Here is a 22,873-nt window from a genome sequence, read left to right on the forward strand (position 1 = left end):
CCCTTCATGCCGCCCATGGCGCGCATCATCTTGGCCATGCCGCCCTTCTTCATCTGCTTCATCATGCCCTGCATCTGTTCGAACTGGGCCAGCAGGCGGTTGACCTCTTGCACCGGCACGCCCGAGCCCGTTGCAATGCGGCGCTTGCGCGAGGCCTTGATCAGTTCGGGCTTGGCGCGTTCGGCCGCCGTCATGGAATTCAGAATGCCTTCCGTGCGACGCAGCTGCTTTTCGGCCTGGCCGCCCTGCAGCTGACCCGCGGCCTGCTGGAACTGCGCCGGCAGCTTTTCAAGCAGCGACCCCATGTCGCCCAGTTTCTTCACTTGGCCGAGCTGGTCGCGGAAGTCGTTCAGGTCGAACTTGTTGCCCGACTTGATCTTCGCCGCCAGCTTCTGGGCTTCGGCGATGTCGATGTTCTTCTGCGCCTGTTCGACGAGCGAGACGATGTCGCCCATGCCCAGCACGCGCTGCGCCATGCGGTCGGGGTAGAAGGGCTCAAGGCCGTCCAGCTTCTCCGACACGCCGACGAACTTCAGGGGCTTGCCGGTGACGTGGCGCACCGACAGGGCCGCGCCGCCGCGGGCGTCGCCGTCCAGCTTGGTCAGCACCACGCCGGTCAACGGCAGCGCGTCGGCAAAGGCGCGCGCGGTGTTGACCGCGTCCTGGCCCTGCATGGCGTCCACCACGAACAGCGTTTCAACCGGTTTGACCAGGTCATGCAAGGCGCGAATTTCGCGCATCATGGCCTCGTCGATGCCCAGGCGGCCGGCCGTGTCCAGGATCAGGACGTCGTAGTGATGGCGCTTGGCATGGTCCACCGCGCCGCGCGCGATGTCTTCGGGCTTCTGGCTGGGGTCGGACGGCAGGAAATCCACGCCGACCTGCGCCGCCACGCTCTTCAACTGGTCGATAGCCGCGGGACGATAGACGTCGGCGGAGACCACCAGCACTTTCTTCTTGCCGGTCTTGCGGCCGTGCTGCGTGTGCTGGCCTTCGGACAGCCAGCGGGCCAGCTTGCCGGTGGTGGTGGTTTTACCGGCGCCCTGCAAGCCGGCCATCAGGATGACGGCGGGCGGCTGCACGGCCAGCGACAATTCATTGGAATCGGCGCCCAGGTCGCCGCCCATCAAGGCGGTCAGTTCCTTGTGGACGACGCCCACCAGGGCCTGGCCCGGGCTGAGGCTGCCGGCGACCTCTTCGCCCAGCGCCTTGTCCTTCACGCGGGCGATGAATTCACGCACGACGGGCAGCGCCACGTCGGCTTCCAGCAGCGCCATGCGCACTTCGCGCAGCATCTCCTGGGTGTTGGCCTCGGTCAGGCGGGCTTCACCGCGCAGCGTCTTGACGACGCGCGATAGGCGTGTAGTTAGGTTATCGAGCATGAGAGGCGTTTCCGCTTAAACTAGTTGATTGAACGGTGGCCGCAGGCGCGGATTCTGCGCTTTCGGGTGACATGCACCCCAAGGCCCCATCCAGACAACGGTTTCTATGTCACTAGGCATTGTATTTCACACAGCGGCTGCCTTGGCGTACGCAGTGCTAGGAGGGTCACTTTGGATCCGACTGGCCGGCGCCGGGGAAGTGGAAAAGACGGGCAGAATCGCCCGTCTGTGCCTGCTGGGGGCCCTGGTTCTCCATGGAATCGGCCTGCAACAAGCGATGCTGGGCGCCCAGCATCTGTTCATTGGGTGGGCACTTGCCCTGTCGGCAGCCATCTGGCTGGGCATGGTGGTGTTTTGGCTGGAAAGCCTGCTGGTGCGCATCGACGGCCTGCAATTGCTGCTTTTGCCCGCCGCCGCCATCGCCAGCGCCCTGGCCGCGCTGTTCCCGCAGGGGCAATTCGTGCCCCACGCCGACGACGCCTGGCTGCGCGTCCACCTGTTGATCGCCCTGGCCGCCTACGGCCTGATCACCATCGCCGCCCTGCACGCCATGATGATGGCCCTGCTTGACCGCCACCTGCACCGCCCGCTGGACGCGCCCACCGAACGCAGCATCATCGGCCGCGTGCTGGACTCCCAGCCGCCGCTGCTGGTGCAGGAACAGCTGCTGTTCCGTATCATCTGGATCGGTTTCATCGTGTTGACCCTGGCCGTGGGGTCCGGGTCGATCGCGTCCATGAAGCTGACCGGCAAGATCCTGCCCTTTGACCACAAGACCGTCTTCACCCTGCTGTCCTGGCTGACGTTCGGCGTGCTGCTGGCGGGCCGCCACATCTGGGGCTGGCGCGGCCGCGTGGCCCTGCGCTGGACGTTGACGGGCTTTGGATTCCTGATTTTGGCGTACACCGGCAGCCGGTTCGTGCTGGAAATGATTTTGCATCGAGGCTGACGTGGGCAAGTTGCTGTTTTGGGTGGTTCTGATCATTGCGGTGCTGTTCGTGGCCCGCATCGCCGCCCGCATGGCGGCGGCAAAACAGGCGGGCGCGCAGAACACGGCCCGCCGCAGCCAACCTGCGCCCACCGCGCCAGAGTCCATGGTGCGCTGCGCGCACTGCGGCATCCACCTGCCGCGCTCCGAGGCCGTCCTGCAGAACGGGCTGACATGGTGCAGCACGGAACACGCCAGGCTGGGGCCTGCCAGGAAGTAGCTGACGCGACGGAATTCGCGCGCTGACGCTCCACATGCCTTCCATCGGGTACCGCGCCCGCCTCGCCTCTCATCGCGCGCATTGGGCTACGCAAGCGCTGATTTGGGAGGCTGCGGCGACCACGGCATAATGCCTGTTGGATTCACCACGCATGCTCTCTCCCATGGCTCTGCTTCTGGATCGACATGGCTGGCTGGCGCCGGCCCCGGGTGTCACCCTTCTGCCTTCGCCCAACCGCGACGCGCGCCCGCCCGGCGCGCAGGTCTCGCTCTTGGTGCTGCACAACATCAGCCTGCCGCCCGGCCAGTTCGGCGGCTCCGAGGTTGCCGGGCTGTTCCTGAATACGCTGGACCATGCCTCGCACCCGTGGCTGGAACGCCTGCGCGGCCTGCGCGTGTCGGCCCACTTCTTCATCCGCCGCGACGGGCGCATCATCCAGTTCGTATCTACCGAGCAGCGCGCCTGGCACGCCGGCGTGTCGCGCTTTGGCGGACGTGAACGCTGCAACGACTTTTCCATCGGCATCGAACTGGAGGGCACCGACACGCTGCCCTACGCCGACGAACAGTACCTGGCGCTGCGCAAGCTGACGCCCGTGCTACGCACGCGCTATCCCCTGGCCGCCGCCCGGGGCCATGAACACATCGCTCCGGGCCGCAAGACCGATCCGGGGCCCGCATTCAACTGGACGCGCTTTTCGCGCGACAGCGGCTTTGCGCGGCGGCAATTGCCGCCCGCCTGACACAACTCAAGGACTGGATATGTTGAAGATCTGGGGACGCCTGACATCCGTCAACGTGCAGAAAGTAATGCTGGCCGTGCGCGAGCTGGCGCTGCCGCACACCTTCATCCAGGCCGGCGGGCCGTTCGGCGTGGTGGACACGCCGGAATTCGCCAAGCTGAATCCCAACCGCACCGTGCCCGTCATCGATGACGGCGGCTTCGTGCTGTGGGAATCCAACGCCATCGTCCGCTATCTGGCCGCGCGCTATGGCGTGGGCACCCTGTGGCCTGAAGACGCGTGCATGCGCGCGGACGCCGACCGCTGGATGGATTGGCAGACGACGGAATGGCAGGGCGCGATGGCGCCAGCCTTCCTGGGCCTGATCCGCACGCCGGAAGACAAGCGCGACCGCGCCGCCATCGAAAACTCGGTCAAGCGGTCCAACGCCCGCGCACTGATCCTGGACCACGCCTTGCAAGGCCGCGAATTCATCGCCGGCCGCCATCTGACCATCGGCGATATCGCGCTGGTCACGTCCGCGCACCGCTGGCTGGCCCTGCCGATCGAACGCCCGGACACCCCGGCGCTATCGGCCTGGTACCGCCGCGTCATGATGCGCCCCGCCCCGCAGGGCGTGCTGACGCTGCCGCTGGAATAGACGCGCAAGGGGGCAGACGCCCCCTTCAACCGCGCTCCACCTTCCACCCCATCTCCGCGGAGATCTCCGCCGCGGCGCCCTGCACCACCGCGACCATGTCGCGCATGCGCTCCAGCGACATGTACGGCACGGTGCTGGACACGCTGATGGCCGCCACGATGCCGCTGGACGCGTCGCGCACGGGCGCGGCCACGCAGCGGATCGAGGGCTCGTTGTCTTCCAGGTCGAACGCATAGCCATGCGCCGCGTATTCGCGCATGCGGTCGCGAAACGCTTCCCAGCTCTGCTGCCCGCCCGGCGCGCGCGACGAGACCGGCGCGCCGATGCGGTGCAGCGCCTTCCATTGCGGTTCTTCGGTGTCCAGCAGCAGCGCCTTGCCCACGCCCGTGGCGGCAAGCGGCATGCGGTGGCCCACCCGCGACCGCATCTCAAGCCCCTTCTTGCCGGGGATCTTTTCCAGATACAGCACTTCGTCGTTGTCGCGCACCGCCAAGTGGATCGTGTCGCCCGTCAGTTCGGCCAGGCTGTCCAGATACGGACGCGCCAGCGTGGCCATCGGAAACGCCTCGCGCGCCTGGAACCCCAGTTCGATCAGCTTCGGACCCAACACATAGCCCACCCCCGGCAAGGCACGCAGATAGCGCTCCTGTACCAGGCAACTGGCCAGCCGGTGCGTGGTGCTGCGCGCCACCCCGATACGGGCGCAGATCTCTTTCAAGTCGCGCGCGCCATCGGCAACGGCCTGCACCACGGCCAGGCCCCGCATCAGGGTCTGCGTGCCGGCCGGCGCGGCGCCATCGGGGTCCAGCGAGGGGGAGCGTGAAGAAGTCAGGGCGGTAGCAGTCATGAAACGTCGGAAAGGCGGGGATACGTGGCAGGGAGTGCGCCCGCTGAACCGCAGACATTCCCTGTATGTGGGATTTAATTCTATATTTTGAGATTTTTCAAGCGCTGATCTAGAATTTTTTGCAATGCGCGCCGTCTGCGTTCTTGCAACGGGCGCGTCCGACAACAAGGTCCACAACGCCCGCCACCCACCGCGCCCTGCCCGCGTGGCTACGGCGCCCGGCATTGCGGCCAGAGACGAGACAGATCAGATGACTACCGGATCGCCCGCCCGCGCGGCGCTTATCGCGCTGGACTGGGGCACCTCATCGTTGCGCGCGTACCGCCTGGACGCCCGGGGCAACACCCTGGACACCCGCCATCTTCCGTGGGGCATCATGCGCCTGCCGCAGCCCTTGCAGGACGGCGCTGCCAGCACCGCGCTGTCCGGCTTCGACCTGGCGTTCGAACAAGCTTGCGGCGACTGGCTGCGCGCCGAGCCGGCGCTGCCGGTGATCGCCTGCGGCATGGTCGGCAGCGCGCAAGGCTGGAAAGAAGCCGCCTATCTGGACGTGCCCGTCGACCTGGAACGCATCGGCACGCTGCTCACGAAAGTCGAACGCGGCGCCGCGACGCCGGTGCATATCGTGCCCGGCCTGATCCAGCGTCACGGTCTGCCCAACGTCATGCGCGGCGAAGAAACGCAGGTCTTCGGCGTGATGTTCGAGCAGGCCCGCACTTCTGACCCGCATCCGGCCGACAGCGTTCTGATCGGCCTGCCCGGCACGCACTCAAAATGGGTCAATGCCCGCCGTGGCCGCGTTACGCATTTCGACACCTTCATGACCGGCGAGGTCTACGCCGCGCTGCGCGGCCACACGATCCTGGGCCGCACCATGAGCGAAGCGCCCGCCGCCGACATGGCCGCATTCGAGCGCGGCGTGAAAGTGGCTGGCGCCCCCGCGGGACGCGCGGGCGTGCTCTCCACCATCTTCAGCACCCGCGCGCTTGGCCTGACCGGCGAACTACCATCCGCCTCGCAAGCCGACTACCTGTCGGGCCTGTTGATCGGCCACGAAGTCGCCGCGCTTGCCGAGATGCTGCGCCAGCAAGGCGAGCCGCCCCGCATCGTGCTTTGCGGCGAACCCGCCCTGTGCCAGCGCTACATCCTGGCCATGCAGCACTACGGCCTGGGCACGCCTGAACAAGCGCAGAACGCTACCGAGCGCGGCCTGTGGCATCTGGCCGTCTGTGCCGGCCTGGTCGCGGCAGAAACCCCTTCTTCGGCATCCGTCTAGGAACCCAACATGAACCACCCTGGTCTGCAAACCGCCATGACCCACTGCGGCCTGATCGCCATCCTGCGCGGCATCAAGCCGGCCGAAGCCGAGGCCGTCGGCAACGCGCTCTACGACGCGGGCTTTCGCCTGATCGAAGTGCCGCTGAATTCGCCGGACCCGCTGGCCAGCATCCGCGCGATGCGCGCGGCGCTGCCCACCGATTGCCTGATCGGCGCCGGCACCGTGCTGAACCCCGACGACTGCGCGCGCGTCCAGGATGCGGGCGGCGAACTCATCGTCATGCCGCACAGCGACGCCGCGGTGATCCGCGCCGCCAAGCAGCTGGGCATGGCGTCCTGCCCCGGCGTCGCCACGCCTACGGAAGCCTTCGCCGCGCTGGCCGCCGGCGCCGACGTGCTGAAGATGTTCCCCGCCGAACAGCTGGGCCCCGTCGTGCTGAAAGCCTGGCGCGCCGTGATGCGCCCGCCCATCGCGCTGGTGCCCGTCGGCGGCATCACGCCCGACAACCTTTCCGTTTATGCCCAGGCGGGGGCCAGCGGCTTCGGCCTGGGCTCCGCCTTGTACAAACCCGGCCTGTCGGCCACCGAAGTCGGCCAGAACGCCCGCGCATTCATCGCGGCCTGGCAACGCGCCTATCCCGTCCAGGAGACCCAAGCATGAAGATCACCAAGCTCACTACCTACATCGTGCCGCCCCGGTGGTGCTTCTTGAAAATCGAAACCGACGAAGGCATCGTCGGCTGGGGCGAGCCCGTCGTCGAAGGCCGCGCCCACTCGGTGGCTGCCGCCGTTGAAGAATTGTCCGACTACCTGATCGGCAAGGACCCGCGCAACATCGAAGACCACTGGACGGTCCTGTACCGTGGCGGCTTCTACCGCGGCGGCGCCATCCACATGAGCGCACTGGCGGGCATCGACCAGGCGCTGTGGGACATCAAAGGCAAGCACCTGGGCGTGCCGGTGTCGCAACTGCTGGGCGGCAACGTGCGCGACCGCATCCGCGTGTACTCGTGGATCGGCGGCGACCGGCCGGCCGACACGGCCGCCGCCGCCAAGAGCGCGGTAGACCGCGGATTTACCGCCGTGAAGATGAACGGCACCGAAGAACTGCAATACATCGATTCGTTCGACAAGGTCGAAAAGTGCCTCGCGAACGTGGCCGCCGTGCGCGACGCCGTGGGACCCAACGTGGGCATCGGCGTGGACTTCCACGGCCGCGTGCACAAGCCCATGGCCAAGGTGCTGATGAAAGAGCTCGACCCGTTCAAGCTGATGTTCATCGAAGAGCCCGTGCTGAGCGAACACTACGAGGCCCTGAAGGAGCTGGCCCCGCTGACGTCCACCCCGATCGCGCTGGGCGAACGCCTGTTCTCGCGCTGGGACTTCAAGCGCGTGCTGTCCGAAGGCTACGTGGACATCATCCAGCCCGACCCCTCGCATGCCGGCGGCATCACCGAAACCCGCAAGATCGCCGCCATGGCCGAAGCCTATGACGTGGCGCTGGCACTGCACTGCCCGCTGGGCCCGATCGCGCTGGCCACCTGCCTGCAGATCGACGCCGGCTGCTACAACGCGTTCATCCAGGAACAGAGCCTGGGCATCCACTACAACGCCGCCAACGACCTGCTGGACTACGTCAGCAACCGCGAGGTGTTCGCGTACGAAGACGGCATGGTCACGATTCCCCAAGGACCAGGCCTGGGCATCGAGGTCAACGAGGAATACGTGAAGGAACGCGCCGCCGTGGGCCACCGCTGGCGCAACCCGATCTGGCGCCATGCCGACGGCAGCTTCGCCGAGTGGTAATCGGATAAAAGAGAGAGGAGACAACCTTGTCCACCGCCACCCACGCGGGCCTGCAAAGCGCCCAGCGGCCTACCCGCAGCCGCTACCTCATCATGGTGATGCTGTTCATCACCGTCGTCATCAACTACCTGGACCGCAGCAACCTGTCCATCGCCGCGCCCGCCCTCAAGGACGAGTTCGGCCTGGATACGGTGCATGAAGGCTTGATCCTGTCCGCCTTCGGCTGGACCTACGCCGCCATGCAGATTCCCGGCGGCTGGCTGGTGGACCGCGTCTCGCCCCGCGTGCTGTACGCCGCGGCGCTGATCCTGTGGTCGGCCGCCACCTTCTTCATGGGATTCGCCGGCAGCTTCGTCATCCTGTTCGTGCTGCGCCTGGCCGTCGGCGCGCTGGAAGCGCCCGCCTACCCGATCAACAACCGCGTCGTCACCACCTGGTTCCCGGAAAAGGAACGCGCCACCGCCATCGGCTTCTACACGTCGGGCCAGTTCGTCGGCCTGGCGTTCCTGACGCCCGTGCTGGCCTGGCTGCAGCACCACTACGGCTGGCACATGGTGTTTGTCAGCACCGGCCTGCTGGGCATCGTCTGGGGCGTGCTGTGGTACCTGATTTACCGCGAACCGCGCCAGTTCAAGGGCGCCAACGCGGCCGAGCTTGAACTGATCCAGAAGGGCGGCGGCGTCATCGACCTGGACCGCAACGCCCGCGCCAAGAAGGCGCCGTTCGACTGGAACGACCTGGCCCTGGTGATGACCAAGCGCAAGCTTTGGGGCGTGTATCTGGGCCAGTTCTGCCTGACGTCCACGCTGTGGTTCTTCCTGACGTGGTTTCCCACCTATCTGGTGAAGTACCGCGGCATGGATTTCATCAAGTCGGGATTCCTGGCGTCGGTGCCTTTCCTGGCCGCCTTTGTCGGCGTGCTGTGCTCGGGCGTGCTGTCCGACTTCCTGATCCGGCGCGGCGCCACCGTGGGCCTGGCGCGCAAGCTGCCCATCATCCTGGGCCTCTTGATCTCGACGTCGATGATCGGCGCCAACTTCACCGATTCCACGCCGTGGGTGATCTTTTTCTTGGCTGTCGCCTTCTTCGGCAATGGACTGGCATCGATCACATGGTCGCTGGTGTCGACGCTGGCGCCCGTGCGGCTGTTGGGGCTGACCGGCGGCGTGTTCAACTTCGTGGGCAATCTGTCGTCGATCTGCACGCCGATCGTGATCGGCTTCCTGGTGTCCAAAGACAGCTTCGCGCCGGCCATTGTGTACGTATCGTCCCTGGCCTTGCTGGGCGCGCTGTCGTACATCCTGCTGGTGGGGAAAGTGGAGCGGATCGAGGCGTGACCACGGTCTGCGGGCTTGCCCCCTGATTACGGTCGGGATAGAAAGGGCGTCCAGACGGACGCCCTTTTTTTGCAGCATGCGCCGCCAGGGCGCCCGCCTAATGAGGCGTGGCCTGGGCCGGCCGGAACCGCTTGAAGTCCCAATGCCTTCCGGGTGCGGCGTCGAGCAATTGGCGCGTGTATTCATCCTGCGGCCGAGTCAGCACGTCGGCCGCTTGCCCCGCCTCGACGATCTGCCCGGACTTCATCACAACAATGGAGTTGCAGATCTGTGCGGCCACGCGCAGATCGTGGGTGATGAACAGCACGGCCGTATCGGTGCGGGTGCGAATGTCTTCGATCAGTTCCAGTACCTGCGCCTGCACCGACACGTCCAGCGCCGACACCGCCTCATCGGCAATCAGGATATCTGGCCGCAAGGCCAAGGCGCGCGCAATGCAGATGCGCTGGCGCTGGCCACCCGAGAACTGATGCGGGTAGCGCTCCATGGTGTCAGCGCCCAATCCGACGATATCCAGCAGTTCGACGGCGCGCGCGCGGGCGTCCGCTTCCGGCACGCCAAAATTGCGCATGCCCTCGACGATGGAGTCACCCACGCGGATACGCGCGTTCAATGAGCGGTACGGATCCTGGAACACCACCTGGATCCGCTTGCGCACCGGATGGAATTCCCGCTTGGTCGCCGTGGCGATTTCGGCACCGTCCAGGCGCACGCTACCGGCGCTGGGGTCGATCAGGCGCGCAATGCAGCGAGCCAGGGTGGACTTGCCCGACCCGGACTCGCCCACGATGCCCACGATCTCCTTCTTGCGCAGCGTGAAGCTGACATCGCGCACCGCGTGCACCGTGCGTTTGGCCTTGAAGAAGCCGCGTTCGGCGTAGGTCTTCTCCAGGCCGTCCACAACCAGCACAGGGTCACCCTCGGGAGCTTGCCGCGCCTGCGGCGCCAGGCCGGGAACGGAGGATACGAGCATGCGGGTGTAAGCCTCTTTCGGGCGCGCCAGGATATCTTCACGCGACCCTACCTCCACCAGCCGCCCGCGGTTCATCACCGCGATGCGGTCGGCGATCTCGGCCACGACGCCGAAATCGTGCGTGATGAACAGCACCGCCGTGTTGTGCGACCGCTGCAGTTCCAGGATCAACGCCAGAATCTGCTTTTGGGTCGTGACGTCCAGGGCGGTGGTGGGCTCGTCGGCGATGAGCAGCTTGGGATTCAGGATCAACGCCATGCAGATGACGATGCGCTGGCGCTGCCCGCCCGACAGCTGGTGCGGGTACGACTGATAGATGCGCTCCACGTCCGGCAGGCGCACCGATTCCAGCATGTCCAGGATCTTGCGCTTGCGGGCGGCGGCATCCATGGCGCTATGGGTGCGCAGCACCTCATCGATCTGCCAGCCCACGGTACGCACCGGATTCAGCGCCGTCATGGGTTCCTGGAAGACCATGGACATCCGGGTGGCACGCAGTTCGCGCAGGCGCTCTGGCGAACACGCGAGCACGTCTTCGCCATCCAGCAGGATGCGGCCGGCGGCCGGCCGTAGCGCATCGGGCGCCAACAACCCCATCACCGAAAAGGAGGTGACGGATTTGCCTGAGCCAGACTCGCCCACCACGCACAAGGTTTCGCCGGCGTGGATGTCGAAGCTGATGCCCTCCACGACAGAACGCTCCTCGTCCCCGGGCGCCCCCACCAGCTGCACGGTCAGGTTCTGCACTTGCAGCACGGGCATTGTGGAATCGGTCATCTCAAATCCTCCGGGCCATCTTCGGATCCAGCGCGTCGCGCATGGCGTCGCCCAGCATGTTCACGCTGAGTACGGTCAAGGCCAGGAACAGCCCCGGCAGCAGAATCAGCCCCGGTTTGATCTGGAAGTACATCCGCCCCTCGGCGATGACGTTGCCCCACGAGGGAAACTCGGGCGGCATGCCCACGCCCAGAAAGCTCATGACCGCCTCTGACAGCATGGCAGACGCAAAAATGAACGTGCCCTGCACGATCAGCGGCGCCAGCGTATTGGGCACCAGATGACGCATCATCAAGGTATGCGTGGGCGTACCCAGCGAGATCGCGGCCTCCACATAAGGCTCGTCGCGCAGGCTCAGGATCAGGCCACGCACCAGGCGCACCACCCGTGGAAACTCCGGCACGGCGATGGCGATCAACACCGTCAGCATGCTTGCGCCGGTCACGGCAACCAGGGCAATGGCCAGCAGGATGCTGGGCACGGACATGATCCCGTCCATGATCCGCATGATGACCATGTCCGCCGCCCGAAAATAGCCCGCGATCACGCCCAGCACCAGGCCGGGAACCAGTGCCGCCACGGCGGTGCCGGCCCCGATCATCAGCGACACTCGCGCGCCGTGGACAACGCGCGACAGCACGTCACGGCCATAGGCGTCCGTTCCGAACCAATGTTCGGCCGAAAATCCCTTCAGCCGCTGCATCGGATTGATGGCCATGGGGTCGGCCAGACCCAGCAGATTGGCCGAGATGGCCGCCAGGACGATGACGGCGAGCATCACGAGGGCGGCCATGACTGGCCAGGAGGACAGCGTACGAACCAGCGCCGAACGCGGACGTCTGCGCAGGAGGGGCGCAGCCGCGACCGCCCCCGTGATGGAGTGTATAGAGGAAGACATGCGGATTCCTTCAATAGCGGATGCGCGGGTCGAACACCGAGTACAGGACGTCGATGGTCAGGTTCACGCCGATATAGACCAGCGAGAACAGCAGGATCAGGCCCTGAATCAACGGATAGTCGCGGGCCAGCACGGACTCGACCACCAGCCGGCCCAAGCCTGGGAGGTTGAACACCGATTCCGTGACGACGACGCCGCTGATCAGCAACGCGATGCTGACGCCGATCACGGTGATGATGGGCACGGCCGCGTTGCGCAGCGCGTGCGCCATCATCACGGCGCGCTCGGTGATGCCCTTGGCGCGGGCGGTGCGGATGAAGTCTTCGCCCATTACCTCCAGCACGCTGCTGCGGGCGATGCGCGCGATCAGTGCAACGAAACCCGTGCTGAGCGCGATCGTGGGCAACAGCAGGTGCATGCCGAAGGCCAGCAATCCCGCCGACGGCGACTTGTACCCCTGCACGGGCAGCCAGCCCAGCGTCATCGCGAACAGCAAGATCAATGCGTAGCCCGTGACGAAGATCGGCACCGAGAATCCCAGCACTGAAAACGCCATCACGGCCCGGTCCGCGCGCGTGCCTCGACGCCACGCCGAGAACACGCCGAGCGGGACCGCGATCAACGTCGACAGCAAGATCGTCGACAGCGCCAGCGCCAGCGACGGCCCTACGCGGTTGCCGATCATGGCCGTGACCGGCGTGCCGGAATGCAGCGACACCCCCAGATCGCCCCGCAACACCTGCCCACCCCACAACAGGAATTGCGTAACCAGGGACCGGTCCAGCCCCATGTGCTCGCGGATCTGCGCAAGCTGTGTCTCGGTGGCGGCGTCGCCCGCCAGGATCAGCGCGGGATCCCCCGGCGTCAGGCGCAGCAGGCAGAACACCAGCACCGCCACCGTCAACACCACGGGAACCGTCGCGAGGACGCGTCTGAGTAGGTAGCTGAACATGCTGGCTTACCGGCTGGCTTTCTTGATGTTCCAGAACACCGGCGCGGGCGAATCCAGCACGCCTGACAGCTTCTTGCTGTAGGCCGCCGCCGTTTCGATCTGGCCCAGCGTGACGGCCACGCCTTCATCCAGCATCACGTCCTGTAGCTGTTCGGCCAACTGCTTGCGCTCGGCTTCGGAACCCGCCACCAGGAACTTGTCGCGCAGCGCTTCAACTTGGGGCACCGTCGGCCAGCCGAACCAGGCCTTCTCACCGTTGGCCGACACGCCATAGTTGCGCAGCGGATCCATGATCTCGCTGTTGTGCCATGTGGTCACGAAAATGCTCCAGCCACCCTTGGCCGGCACGTCGCGATTGGCGCGGCGCGACAGCATGGTCATGAAGTCCATGGCCTGCAGTTGCACATTGAAGCCCGCCTGACGCAGCTGCTGCGCCATCACCACGGGGATGGCCGAGGCCATGGCGATGTCAGTGGCATGCAGGATCACCACCGGCGCCCCGTCGTACTTCGCCTCCTTCAGCAGCGCCTTGGCCTTTTCGATGTTGGACGGCACGATCATGTCTGCGCGCGTATTGCTGGAATACGGCAGGTTGCAGCCGAACACCGCCCCGCAGGTCTTGTAGAACTCGGGATCGCCCACCTGCGCCTTCAGGATGTCATCCTGGCCCACCGCATACATGGCGGCCTGGCGGACCAGCTTGTTGTCGAACGGCGCATTCAACTGGTTGAAGCGGTACATGGGCTGATATCCCATCTTGTCCAGCACGCGCAGCGTGAGGTCGGGCGCCCCTTTGACCATGGGAACCAGGTCGAAAGGCACCGTCTCGATATAGTCGACCTCTCCGCCCAGCAGCGCGTTCACGGTCGTCATCGGGTCGGCCATGGCCACCCATTCCACGCGATCCACGTTGACGACCTTGCCGCCCGACGTCCAGCTGGGCGCTTCCTTGCGCGGCACATAGTCCGTGTTCTTCTCGTATACCGTCTTCACGCCCGGCTGGAATTCCTTCTGCACGAACTTGAAGGGGCCGGAACCGGTGTAGTCGGTGATGGCTTGCGCCACGGGCGTTTGCGCCACCCGCTTCGGCATCATGAAACTGGGCAGGCCGCTGGGCTTGCCCAAGGCTGACAACAGGTCGGCCGGCGCGCTCAGCACGATCGTGAACGTCTTGTCGTCGATGACATTCATCGACACCACAAGCGGCATCAACTGGCGGCCCGTCTTGTCGGACTGCGCCCAGCGCTGGATGGACGCCACGCAATCCTCGGCCTTCACCGGCGCGCCGTCGTGCCACTTCAGTCCGTCGCGCAGCGTGAAGGTATAAGTCTTGCCGTCGGCCGAGATGTCCCATTTGTCGGCCATCTGCGGCTGGATCTTGTTGTTGGCGTCGGTGGCCAGCAACGTGTCGTAGATCATGTAGGCATGGTTTCGCGTCTGGTGAGAGGCGGTCAACACGGGATCCAGCACGGTCAATTTGCTGGCCATCACCACGGTCAGCGTTTCGGCCTGCACGGGCGCCCAGGCCATCGCGGCGGCGCAAGCCAGCACGGCGCCCACGCGGCTCAGCCCGAGGCGGGCGTCGCGTCTTTCGTCATTGAGATAAGCCATTTCATTCCCTTGAGTTTTTATGGATGAACGGGGCCTGTCGCCGGCCCCTGAGGTTGAACCGGATCAGACGATGTCGAACGACAGCGGCGACATCTGTTCGGCCGTGCGGCCCGCCACCAGGTCGCGTGAAGGCACCAGCGCTTCGGCGCGGCGCTGGGCCTCGTCCACCTGCTCGGCGGCCTTGCGGTAGTCCAGCGATTGCACCTGGCCCGCATGCACCACGCGCTGGCCGTCGATGTACACGGTATGCACGGCGCGGTCAGCCGCGGCGTACACCAGGCTGCGCACGGGGTCGCGCGACGGGCGCATCAAGTGATGGGTCATGTCCACCAGCACCAGGTCGGCGCGCGCGCCGACCGCAACGCGGCCAAGGTCGTCTCGCCCCAACGCCGTGGCGCCTCCGACGGTAGCGGCATGGAAGACTTCGCCCGTGCTGACCGCGCGCGGCGTCTGCGCCATAAGGCGCGCCAAATAGCCGACATGGCGCATTTCCTCGATCATGTTGTGCGGATAGGTGTCGGTGCCGATGCCCAGGTTGATGCCCGCCCGGCGGTAGCGCCCGAAGTCGCGCAACGCCATGCCCCGGCGCATGAACACCGTGGGGCAGTGCGCCACGCTGGCGCCCGTCTCAGCCAGAATGGTCAGGTCGGTCGCGGTGCTCCAGTGGGTGTTCGGATGATCGTCCACGAAGATGCCGTGGCCGACGATGCTGCCGGGGTCCAACACACCCAGGCTGTGCAGCCACTGGATTGGCGTCAGGCCATGGCGGCGCGTGATTTCGTGGAATTCGGGCAGGGATTGCGCGGCATGCGTCTGCCAGCCGATGCCCCGGCGCTTGGCTTCCTGGTGGCTGGCCTTCAGCAGTTCCGGCGTGCAGGTATCGATCTGCGCCGGCACCAGCATCCCCGTCAAGCGGCCGCACGCATGCGCCTCGGCGCGGTCGATGAGTGCCAGCGCGCGCTCCATGCCGGCTTCCCCTGCCTTCTCGTTCCAGTCGTATTCAACGACGTGGCCGTTGCGCGTGTACCAGCGCGCCGAGCGGAACATGGGCGCGATGTAGGCGCGCAGCCCGCTTTGCACCATGATGTCGATCCAGTGCTCGTGCGCCACCGACATGTCCACCACGGTCGTCACGCCGGACATCAACAATTCAGCGGCGGCCAGTGTCAGCTGAGCGGGCGCGGCCTCGTCGTCGCCTTCCATCGTGGGCATGTACTCGTACAGGTTCGAGTTATACAGGCCCGCCGATCCGGTCTCGTCCGTGTACCCCTTGTTGATGGGCTCGTGCACAAGATGGCTGTGGATATCCACCAGGCCGGGCATCACCATCATTCCCTTGCCGCTGACGATATCCGCGTCCGGCGCCGCGGCTTGCGCGCCGGGTCCGACATGCGTGATGCGCCCGTCCGCGAACGCCACGTCGGCGTTCTTCATGTAGACGTGCCGCTTGCGCGCCTCGTCCCAGGCCACCACGACATCGGCATTCTTGATCAGGGTAGTTTTCAACGCAATTTCCTCCGAAATGAATCACTGGTATCCGTGCGGCGCGAGTCAGCGCCAAGCCGGCTGCGTACCCTTGCGGGCGCTGGGTGGCGCCACGTTGGGCAATCCGCGTGGCAGAAACTGTCCTTGCCCCGGTGTGCCCGCAAAGCGCGCGCCGTCCCAAACGATCTGTCCGCGCAGCAGGGTCATCGCGGGCCAGGCCCGCAGCGTCATGCCGGCGTATGGCGTGTAGTCCACCGCGTGATGCAGCTGTTCGTTGGCCAAGGTGAATTCGCGCTCTTCCCAGATCACCAGGTCGGCGTCGCTGCCGATGGCCAACGTTCCCTTTCTGGGGTACAGGCCGTAAGCGCGCGCCGGCTGAGTCGCCGTCAGGTCGACGAAGCGGTTCAGGCTGATGCGCCCGCCCAGCACGCCTTCGGAATACAGCAAGGGCATGCGCGTCTCGATGCCCGGGATGCCGTTCGGGATATGTCTGAACGCCACTTCCTTGCCACCGGGCGTCTTGCCGTCCTCGCCTGTAAGGTTGAAGGGCGAGTGGTCTGACGAGAACACGGTGAACAGGCCGTCGGCCAGGCCCTGCCAGATGTCTTCCTGGCTGGACTTGTCCCGCGGCGGCGGGCTGCACACGCATCGCGCGCCGAAGTAGCTGTCATCCGTGCCCAGGTCCGCCGCGGTCAACAAGATGTATTGCGGACAGGTTTCCGCATAGACATTCAGCCCCTTGGCGCGTGCCTCGCGGATCTGCGCCACGGCCTCGCCGCCAGAGATATGCACCAGCAGGATCGGCACATCGATGAGTTCGGATAGCGCAATCGCACGGTGCGCGCCCTCGCGTTCCACCAGGCTCGGGCGGGAATGCGCATGAAAGCGCGGCGCGGTACGGCCAGCGGCCTCCAGGCGGCGAGTAAGCCAGGCGATGCAATCCGAATTCTCGGCATGGATCATCGTCATGCCGCCATGCGTGCGCGCCACGTCCAGCACGTCCAGGATCTGGCCGTCGGACAGCTTCAGCGCGTCGTAGGTCATGTACAGCTTGAACGAGGTGTAGCCGGCCGCGATCAGCCTCGGCAGTTCTTCGTTCAGCACGGCAGGCGTCGGATCGGTCAGGATCAGATGGAAGGCATAGTCCACGCAGGCCCTGCCCTCGGCTCGCTGGTGATAGTCGTCGATGGCGGCTTGCAACGTGCCGCCCTTGCGTTGCGCCGCGAAAGGAATCACGGTGGTGGTGCCGCCGCAGGCCGCTGAGCGCGTGCCCGTGTGGAAGTCGTCGGCCAGCTTCACGGGCGGCGCCATCGGCTGGTCCAGGTGGCAGTGCGCATCGATGCCGCCCGGCGTCACCGCGCGTCCGGCCACGTCGATTTCGCGCTCGCCCCGGGCCAGGCCCAGGCCGATCTGCACGATCCGGCCGTCCGAAATCCCCAGATCCGCCCGACAAGTATCACCGGCGGTCGCCAGCACCGCGTCGCGCAGCACCAGATCAAAACCCTGCTTCGTCATATGCGTCAGCCCGTCTGATCTGCCCTATTTTCCGGGGCGCCTGGCGTTCCGGGAGGGCAAGTTGTGAGCGGATTCTAGGCTGAATACAAAAATGATTACGTCAGTGATTACCCTGAAATATACATTTCAACTTTAAATTGTTAACATTATTTTTGACGATCCGGCGCGCCGTCTGGCAATCACGGCATCCAATCGGGTATCTTCACGTTCAACGATCAGGTTGTCGCCAACGTGACGTCTACAGGCGGCAAAGAACCGCTCATTTCCCATGGCGGTGATCCCGCCCTGGCACTACACGCGCAAACCAACAACGAGCCCATGGCATCAGACAAACGCGAAAACACGGTCACCGGCATCTACGAGCGCATCTACCGCGCCATTCTGGACAACCGCCTCAAGCCTGGCACCAAACTGGTCGAAGAGCGCCTGGCCGAGATCTTCGAGGTCAGCCGCCCCCGCATCCGAGAGGTGCTGGCGCGCTTGGCGCATGAACAGATCGTGGAACTGTTCCCCCAGCGAGGCGCTTATGTGGCCAAGCCTTCCATTGAAAAAGCGCGTGACGTCTTCGAAGCCCGCCGGCTGATCGAACCTGCCGTGGTGCGCCGCCTGACGCAGAACCTGACGCCGGAAAAGCTCGCGCGCCTGCGCGAGCACGTCATCCTGGAGCACGACGCCCGCAAGCGGGACGACAAGCGCGCCATCATCCGGCTGGCCGGGGAGTTCCACATCCTGCTGAGCGAACTGGCGGGCAACGGCGAGCTGGCGCGCACGATGCGCGAACTGTCCACCCTGACCTGCCTGGTCATCTTCCTGTACAACCTCCCTACCGCCACCAGTTGCCGCGACGACGAGCACGAGCTCATCACCGAGGCCATCGCCGCCCAAGACGCCCAGCGCGCGGCAGAGCTGACGCTGCACCACCTGGATCACATCGAGCAGAGCGTGAAGCTGGAATCCGTGGAAGAGTCGGTCGACCTTGAAGACGTATTCAAGCTGTAGATCGCTTCAAATGAAAAGCCCCGGTCGCGGATCCGCGACCGGGGCTTTTCATTTCGCTGCCCGAGGGCGACTCGCTCAGCAGCCCTGCACCGCCAGCCTGCGGCGCTGATTCGCGGCGCGCTGCACCAATACCAGCACCAGGCCAGCCGCGGCGATGACGGCGCCGGCGATCGGCACGGCGGCATAGCCCATGCCGGCCGAAATCACCGCGCCACCCGCTGCTGCGCCGACCGCGTTGCCCAGGTTGAAGGCCCCCACGTTCACCGACGATGCCAAGCCCGGTGCATCGGTTGCGGCACGCATCACGCCCATCTGCAGCGGCGGCACCACGGCGAAGGTGGCCACGCCGAAGATCAGCAGCGAAATCGCCGCGCCGACGGGGGTGGAGCCGATCCACGGGAACGCCAGCAGGTCGATGATGACGATTACCAGGAACGTGATCAGCGTGCCGTCCAGCGAGCGGTCGGCCATGCGGCCACCCAGGCCGTTGCCCAGCGTGAAGCCCAGGCCAATCAGCACCAGCATGCCGGTAATGAAGGCGGGCGATGCGCCGGTGATGTCCGCCAGGGTCGGCGCGATATAGGTGTACAGCGTGAACATGGCGCCTGCGCCCAGCACCGTCGTCAGCAGTGCCAGCAGCACGACGGGGCTCTTCAGCACGGCCAACTCATGGCGCACGTTGGGACGGCGTCCAGCTTCGCCTGCCGGCAACGCGAACCACAAAGACAACATGGCGATCAGGCCCAGCACGGCGGTGGCCGCGAATGACATGCGCCAGCCGATCACCTGCCCCAGCCACGTCGCTGCGGGCACGCCGCCGACGTTGGCGATGGTCAGGCCCATGAACATGGTCGCCACCGCGCTCGCCTGCTTGTGGCGCGGCACCACGCTGGCCGCCACCAGCGAACCCAGGCCGAAGAACGCGCCATGGTTCAGGCTGGTGACCAGACGCGCCAGCAACAGCGTCGTGTAATTCGGGGACAGGGCAGACAGGATATTGCCGATGGTGAAGATCGCCATCAGCAGGATCAGCGCCTTGCGCCGCGACCAGCGCGAGAACGCCAGCGTCATCAACGGCGCGCCGACCATCACGCCGATCGCGTAGGCGCTGATCAGCATGCCCGCGCTGGGAATGGACACGTTCACGCCCTCGGCAATGACGGGCAGCAGGCCCATGGGGGAAAACTCGGTCACGCCGATGCCAAACGCACCGACGGCGAGCGCCAACAACGGCAGGCCGGCTTTCACCGGTTGGGTATCTTGCGGGTTCATGCAGGTTCCTTGGGTTCGATCGCGCCGGCAGGGTGTCCCTGGGGCGTGGCCGGCCAGAATTGGCGGGCATATCGGGGAGACAGGCCTGCAGTATGACGGCAGCATCCTTGCGGAAAAAACCGTCTGACGGGTAAACACTTTTGACTTGGGGTCACGAATCCGGCTAGGCCAGCCCCAGTAATTGCTCCGTCTCCCGCGCCAAGGCCACCAGCCGGGGGCCGATGTCCGCGGCGCGCTCCCGGTAGGGGCCATCGCCGGACGGCACGCCGCAATTGAATACGTACAGCAGCGACTGATAGGGCCGGCACAGCGGCGCCGCAAACCCGTAGGCGTCAGGGCGCCACTGCATGTTGTTGCCGCAATAGCCCTTGCGCTCCAGATCGCGGCCGGCGGCCTCCAGGCTGGGAAAATGCTGGGCGTAATGGCCGGCGTCCGCCACGCGCAGCTGGTTCAGCACGGCCGACCGTTCACTGTCCGGCGCCCGGCACAGCCAGGCCTTGCCGGCGGCGCTGGCCAAGAGCGGCAACGATCCGCCGATGTCTGGACGCGTCTGCAAGGCGTCGTTGGACCTGGCGGTTTCCACGAACACCATCTGCAGCCGGTCGCGCACCACCAGGGACACGGCGCCGCAGGCGTGGTCGGCCAATTGCTTCATCAACGGCCGCGCCAGTTGGCGGATCTGCATGCTGGCCAGCAAGGGGTAGCTCAGCGCCAGCACCGATGCGCCCAGCCGATACCGGGCCGGCGGCCCCGACCGCTGCAGGAAGCCCAACGCCACCAGCGTGTGCGTGAGGCGCGCCACCGCGCTCTTGGACAAGCCGGTCTGCTGCGCGAAATCCTTGTTGGCCAGTTCAGGCCGATCCGCCCGGAAACACGCCAGGATGTCGATGCCGTGCGCCAAGGTGGTGGCAAAGTCGCGATCGCGGTCAGGCGCCATCCTGGCGCTCCAGCATTTTTTCCACCCGCGCCACCAGGCTCACGAGACGCGGCGCGATGCGCCGGCGCAGATCGCCGCCACGCAGCCGGCGCACGGGCACGCCGCAATTCAAGACGAATATCTGCCCGTCCACGCGCCGGCGCATAGGCACGGCCACGGCGTGCACATCGGTGTGCCAGTCCCCCTCGGCCAGGCAGTAGCCGTGCTGGGCGTAGTCGCGGCGCGCCTGCTCCCATCCCTCCTCATTGCGCTGCCACGCCAACGGGTCTTGCCGGCGCAACGCCTCCAGCAGCGCCGCGGCCTCGGCCGGGTCGGCCTGCGCCAGCCAGGCGCGCCCCATGGCGGACTGCAGCAAGGGCAGCATGGCGCCGATATCGGGGCGGAACGCCACGGCGTCATGACCGCGGCAAGTCTCCAGGTACACCATGTGCATGCCATGGTGCATGCCCAGCGACGCCGAACCGCCTGCCGAATTCGCCAAGCGCGTCATCAGGGGCCGCGCCAGTTGCCGCAGCTTGATGCTGGCCAATAACGGATAGCTCAGCGATAGCAGCGCCGTGCCCAGCCGGTAGCGGCGCAGGCTGCTGTCGTAGCGCAGCAGGCCGCGTTGCACCAGCGTCGAGGTCAGCCGCGAGACGGTCGCTTTGGACAAGCCGGTGCGGTCGGACAGTTCGCGGTTGCTGAGCGCCGGTTCGCCATGCCGGAAGGTCTGCAGCAGCGACAGGCCATGGGCCAGCGTGGTGGCGAATGCGGGATCAGGGTGGCGGCCGCCCAGGGGCGTGGTCATGGTCGCAATCCGGAAGTCGGCGCCGCGTCGGATGCGCGGGGCCCATGCTGCCGATGATAGAGCAAGGCCACGCGGTTCCGGCGAGCCGCACGTTCAAGATAGCGAAACACTTGTCTCGCATTCGGCGGCGCTTTGCTAGCCTGAATCATCAGTCGCCCCGGACCAGACATCCCCATCCGGCAGGCGCCGCAACTAGAAAAATGGAGACGCTTCATGATCAGAGACCCCGACGGCTTCCCCGCCTTCCTGGAATCGCTGCGCCGCTTTGTCCGCGAACAACTTGTGCCCCGTGAAGCCGAGGTGGCCCGCCAGGACGAGGTGCCCGACGATCTGGTGCGCGCCATGGCCGCCCAGGGCATGTTCGGCTATTCGATCCCCGAGGCCTACGGCGGCGCCGGCATGAGCACCGAAGAACTGATCCGCGCGGCGATCGAACTGTCGCAGTGTTCCGTGGCGTTCCGCGCGCGGGTCGGCACCAATACCGGCATCGGCTCCGAGGCCCTGGTGGCCGACGGCACCGCGCAGCAGAAGGAACGGTACCTGCCCCGGATGGCGTCCGGCGAATTGACGGGATGCTTCGCGCTGACCGAACCGCAGGCGGGATCGGACGCCACGGCGCTACGCACGACCGCCATGCGCGACGGCGACAGCTTCGTGCTGAACGGCGAAAAGTGCTTCATCACCAATGCGCCCCTGGCCGGCCTGTTCACCGTCATGGCGCGCACCGATCCGGACGCGCCCGGCACACGCGGCATCTCGGCTTTCATCGTGGAACGCGGCACGCCGGGGCTGTCTACCGGCCAGCCATACGACAAGATGGGCCAGGCCGGGTCGCCCGTGTCCTCCGTGCATTTCGACAACTGCCGCGTGCCCGCCGCCAACATCATCGGCGGCCAGGAAGGCATGGGCTTCAAGACCGCCATGAAAGTCCTGAACAAGCAGCGCATCCATCTGGCCGCGCTGTGCATCGGCCCGGCCATCCGCATGCAGGACGACACGATGCGGTTCGTGGCCGAGCGCCAGCAATTCGGCAAGCCGCTGATGGACTTCCAGCTGATCCAGGCGATGCTGGCTGACTGCCAGACGGAAATCCAGGCGGCACTGGCATTGGTGCTGCAAACCGCGCGCGAACGCGACGCCGGTCAGGACGTGACGCTGAATGCGTCGATCTGCAAATACTTCGCCTCCGAAATGTGCGGGCGCGTGGCGGACCGCTGCGTGCAGATGCATGGCGGGTATGGCTACATCGCCGACCAGGGCATTGAACGCTTCTATCGCGACGTGCGCCTGTTCCGCCTGTACGAAGGCACGAGCCAGATCCATCAACTGACCATCGCCCGCCATACGCTGACCCAGGCAGGTTATACGCCCGGCCGCTAGGCCTGGGCGAACCCGGGACCGCAGCCAGCAGAAGCCTGCGGCCCACC

General features: G+C 65.9%; 21 protein-coding genes. 10 read left to right on the forward strand and 11 right to left on the reverse strand.

Features of this window, described 5'->3' with window-relative positions; translation table 11 throughout:
• A partial coding sequence (gene ffh, locus ACO6D5_RS18285) for a signal recognition particle protein (RefSeq protein ID WP_485826134.1) occupies positions 1–1,382 on the reverse strand: 1,382 nt, incomplete at its 3' end.
• Positions 1,383–1,488: 106 nt separating this feature from the next.
• On the opposite strand from ffh, the gene ACO6D5_RS18290 reads away from it, so the two are divergent.
• The 4 genes from ACO6D5_RS18290 (at position 1,489) to ACO6D5_RS18305 (ending at position 3,972) form a co-directional block, all read left to right on the forward strand.
• Complete coding sequence (locus tag ACO6D5_RS18290) at positions 1,489–2,331, forward strand: cytochrome C assembly family protein (RefSeq protein ID WP_485826135.1); 843 nt, start codon at positions 1,489–1,491, stop codon at positions 2,329–2,331.
• Position 2,332: 1 nt separating this feature from the next.
• Complete coding sequence (locus ACO6D5_RS18295; protein ID WP_315525869.1) at positions 2,333–2,590, forward strand: PP0621 family protein; 258 nt, start codon at positions 2,333–2,335, stop codon at positions 2,588–2,590.
• Between the two features lie 163 nt (positions 2,591–2,753).
• Entirely contained in the window at positions 2,754–3,332 is a 579-nt protein-coding gene (ampD, locus tag ACO6D5_RS18300; RefSeq protein WP_485826136.1) for a 1,6-anhydro-N-acetylmuramyl-L-alanine amidase AmpD, read from the forward strand.
• Between the two features lie 19 nt (positions 3,333–3,351).
• On the forward strand, positions 3,352–3,972 hold the full coding sequence (locus ACO6D5_RS18305; protein WP_485826137.1) for a glutathione S-transferase family protein: 621 nt from the start codon (positions 3,352–3,354) through the stop codon (positions 3,970–3,972).
• A gap of 25 nt (positions 3,973–3,997) precedes the next feature.
• Here ACO6D5_RS18305 and ACO6D5_RS18310 read toward each other — a convergent pair whose 3' ends face one another.
• Positions 3,998–4,819 carry an IclR family transcriptional regulator gene (locus ACO6D5_RS18310; protein ID WP_485826138.1) on the reverse strand — a complete coding sequence of 274 codons (822 nt, stop codon included), beginning with the start codon at positions 4,817–4,819 and terminating at the stop codon, positions 3,998–4,000.
• A gap of 250 nt (positions 4,820–5,069) precedes the next feature.
• Here ACO6D5_RS18310 and ACO6D5_RS18315 point away from each other — a divergent pair, with 250 nt between their 5' ends.
• From ACO6D5_RS18315 to ACO6D5_RS18330, 4 genes are read left to right on the forward strand one after another with little or no spacing between them, the layout of a single operon-like run.
• On the forward strand, positions 5,070–6,095 hold the full coding sequence (locus ACO6D5_RS18315) for a 2-dehydro-3-deoxygalactonokinase (RefSeq protein ID WP_315525860.1): 1,026 nt from the start codon (positions 5,070–5,072) through the stop codon (positions 6,093–6,095).
• Positions 6,096–6,104: 9 nt separating this feature from the next.
• Positions 6,105–6,758, forward strand: coding sequence for a 2-dehydro-3-deoxy-6-phosphogalactonate aldolase (locus tag ACO6D5_RS18320; protein ID WP_485826139.1), 654 nt, complete (start codon positions 6,105–6,107; stop codon positions 6,756–6,758).
• A complete protein-coding gene (gene dgoD / locus ACO6D5_RS18325; RefSeq protein WP_006222400.1) occupies positions 6,755–7,903 on the forward strand; it encodes a galactonate dehydratase in 1,149 nt (382 codons plus the stop codon). The genes ACO6D5_RS18320 and dgoD overlap by 4 nt, the downstream gene beginning before the upstream one ends.
• 26 nt (positions 7,904–7,929) lie before the next feature.
• Entirely contained in the window at positions 7,930–9,240 is a 1,311-nt protein-coding gene (locus tag ACO6D5_RS18330; protein ID WP_315525853.1) for a D-galactonate transporter, read from the forward strand.
• Between the two features lie 97 nt (positions 9,241–9,337).
• Here ACO6D5_RS18330 and ACO6D5_RS18335 read toward each other — a convergent pair whose 3' ends face one another.
• From ACO6D5_RS18335 to hydA, 6 genes are all read right to left on the reverse strand, one after another.
• Entirely contained in the window at positions 9,338–10,990 is a 1,653-nt protein-coding gene (locus tag ACO6D5_RS18335) for an ABC transporter ATP-binding protein (protein ID WP_485826140.1), read from the reverse strand.
• A 1-nt stretch (position 10,991) separates the two neighbouring features.
• Entirely contained in the window at positions 10,992–11,888 is an 897-nt protein-coding gene (locus ACO6D5_RS18340; RefSeq protein WP_315525849.1) for an ABC transporter permease subunit, read from the reverse strand.
• A gap of 10 nt (positions 11,889–11,898) precedes the next feature.
• A complete protein-coding gene (locus ACO6D5_RS18345; protein ID WP_315133231.1) occupies positions 11,899–12,840 on the reverse strand; it encodes an ABC transporter permease in 942 nt (313 codons plus the stop codon).
• 6 nt (positions 12,841–12,846) lie between these two features.
• Positions 12,847–14,451: an ABC transporter substrate-binding protein gene (locus ACO6D5_RS18350; protein ID WP_485826141.1), complete on the reverse strand. Its 1,605-nt coding sequence runs from the start codon at positions 14,449–14,451 to the stop codon at positions 12,847–12,849.
• A 63-nt stretch (positions 14,452–14,514) separates the two neighbouring features.
• A complete protein-coding gene (locus ACO6D5_RS18355) occupies positions 14,515–15,957 on the reverse strand; it encodes an amidohydrolase family protein (protein ID WP_315525843.1) in 1,443 nt (480 codons plus the stop codon).
• A 45-nt stretch (positions 15,958–16,002) separates the two neighbouring features.
• The gene (gene hydA / locus ACO6D5_RS18360) at positions 16,003–17,451 is read right to left on the reverse strand and encodes a dihydropyrimidinase (protein WP_485826142.1); all 1,449 of its coding nucleotides are present in this window, start codon (positions 17,449–17,451) and stop codon (positions 16,003–16,005) included.
• A 318-nt stretch (positions 17,452–17,769) separates the two neighbouring features.
• Between hydA and ACO6D5_RS18365 the strand changes: the two genes are divergently transcribed.
• Positions 17,770–18,450 (forward strand): GntR family transcriptional regulator, encoded by a 681-nt coding sequence (locus tag ACO6D5_RS18365; protein WP_088590812.1) that lies wholly within the window; start codon positions 17,770–17,772, stop codon positions 18,448–18,450.
• Between the two features lie 75 nt (positions 18,451–18,525).
• On the opposite strand, the gene ACO6D5_RS18370 is transcribed toward ACO6D5_RS18365, so the two are convergent.
• The 3 genes from ACO6D5_RS18370 to ACO6D5_RS18380 all read right to left on the reverse strand — a co-directional run bounded on the left by ACO6D5_RS18370 (position 18,526) and on the right by ACO6D5_RS18380 (position 21,446).
• On the reverse strand, positions 18,526–19,722 hold the full coding sequence (locus tag ACO6D5_RS18370) for an MFS transporter (RefSeq protein ID WP_035212272.1): 1,197 nt from the start codon (positions 19,720–19,722) through the stop codon (positions 18,526–18,528).
• 163 nt (positions 19,723–19,885) lie between these two features.
• Positions 19,886–20,659, reverse strand: a complete 774-nt coding sequence (locus ACO6D5_RS18375) for an IclR family transcriptional regulator (RefSeq protein ID WP_315525833.1) — start codon at positions 20,657–20,659, stop codon at positions 19,886–19,888.
• Entirely contained in the window at positions 20,649–21,446 is a 798-nt protein-coding gene (locus ACO6D5_RS18380; RefSeq protein ID WP_485826143.1) for an IclR family transcriptional regulator, read from the reverse strand. The genes ACO6D5_RS18375 and ACO6D5_RS18380 overlap by 11 nt, the downstream gene beginning before the upstream one ends.
• A gap of 213 nt (positions 21,447–21,659) precedes the next feature.
• Between ACO6D5_RS18380 and ACO6D5_RS18385 the strand changes: the two genes are divergently transcribed.
• The gene (locus tag ACO6D5_RS18385) at positions 21,660–22,826 is read left to right on the forward strand and encodes an acyl-CoA dehydrogenase family protein (RefSeq protein WP_485826144.1); all 1,167 of its coding nucleotides are present in this window, start codon (positions 21,660–21,662) and stop codon (positions 22,824–22,826) included.
• Positions 22,827–22,873: the final 47 nt, after the last annotated feature.

Source organism: Achromobacter sp., from assembly GCF_057314935.1.

What these genes read in the sequence shown, in the direction of transcription:
- ACO6D5_RS18365 (WP_088590812.1), top strand. Translation starts at nt 17,770, where the DNA reads ATGGCATCAGACAAACGCGAAAACACGGTCACCGGCATCTACGAGCGC.
- ACO6D5_RS18375 (WP_315525833.1), bottom strand. Translation starts at nt 20,659, where the DNA reads ATGGCGCCTGACCGCGATCGCGACTTTGCCACCACCTTGGCGCACGGC.
- dgoD (WP_006222400.1), top strand. Translation starts at nt 6,755, where the DNA reads ATGAAGATCACCAAGCTCACTACCTACATCGTGCCGCCCCGGTGGTGC.
- hydA (WP_485826142.1), bottom strand. Translation starts at nt 17,451, where the DNA reads ATGACGAAGCAGGGTTTTGATCTGGTGCTGCGCGACGCGGTGCTGGCG.
- ACO6D5_RS18290 (WP_485826135.1), top strand. Translation starts at nt 1,489, where the DNA reads ATGTCACTAGGCATTGTATTTCACACAGCGGCTGCCTTGGCGTACGCA.
- ACO6D5_RS18305 (WP_485826137.1), top strand. Translation starts at nt 3,352, where the DNA reads ATGTTGAAGATCTGGGGACGCCTGACATCCGTCAACGTGCAGAAAGTA.
- ACO6D5_RS18310 (WP_485826138.1), bottom strand. Translation starts at nt 4,819, where the DNA reads ATGACTGCTACCGCCCTGACTTCTTCACGCTCCCCCTCGCTGGACCCC.
- ACO6D5_RS18380 (WP_485826143.1), bottom strand. Translation starts at nt 21,446, where the DNA reads ATGACCACGCCCCTGGGCGGCCGCCACCCTGATCCCGCATTCGCCACC.
- ACO6D5_RS18340 (WP_315525849.1), bottom strand. Translation starts at nt 11,888, where the DNA reads ATGTCTTCCTCTATACACTCCATCACGGGGGCGGTCGCGGCTGCGCCC.
- ACO6D5_RS18350 (WP_485826141.1), bottom strand. Translation starts at nt 14,451, where the DNA reads ATGGCTTATCTCAATGACGAAAGACGCGACGCCCGCCTCGGGCTGAGC.
- ampD (WP_485826136.1), top strand. Translation starts at nt 2,754, where the DNA reads ATGGCTCTGCTTCTGGATCGACATGGCTGGCTGGCGCCGGCCCCGGGT.
- ACO6D5_RS18370 (WP_035212272.1), bottom strand. Translation starts at nt 19,722, where the DNA reads ATGAACCCGCAAGATACCCAACCGGTGAAAGCCGGCCTGCCGTTGTTG.
- ACO6D5_RS18335 (WP_485826140.1), bottom strand. Translation starts at nt 10,990, where the DNA reads ATGACCGATTCCACAATGCCCGTGCTGCAAGTGCAGAACCTGACCGTG.
- ACO6D5_RS18385 (WP_485826144.1), top strand. Translation starts at nt 21,660, where the DNA reads ATGATCAGAGACCCCGACGGCTTCCCCGCCTTCCTGGAATCGCTGCGC.
- ACO6D5_RS18320 (WP_485826139.1), top strand. Translation starts at nt 6,105, where the DNA reads ATGAACCACCCTGGTCTGCAAACCGCCATGACCCACTGCGGCCTGATC.
- ACO6D5_RS18315 (WP_315525860.1), top strand. Translation starts at nt 5,070, where the DNA reads ATGACTACCGGATCGCCCGCCCGCGCGGCGCTTATCGCGCTGGACTGG.
- ACO6D5_RS18345 (WP_315133231.1), bottom strand. Translation starts at nt 12,840, where the DNA reads ATGTTCAGCTACCTACTCAGACGCGTCCTCGCGACGGTTCCCGTGGTG.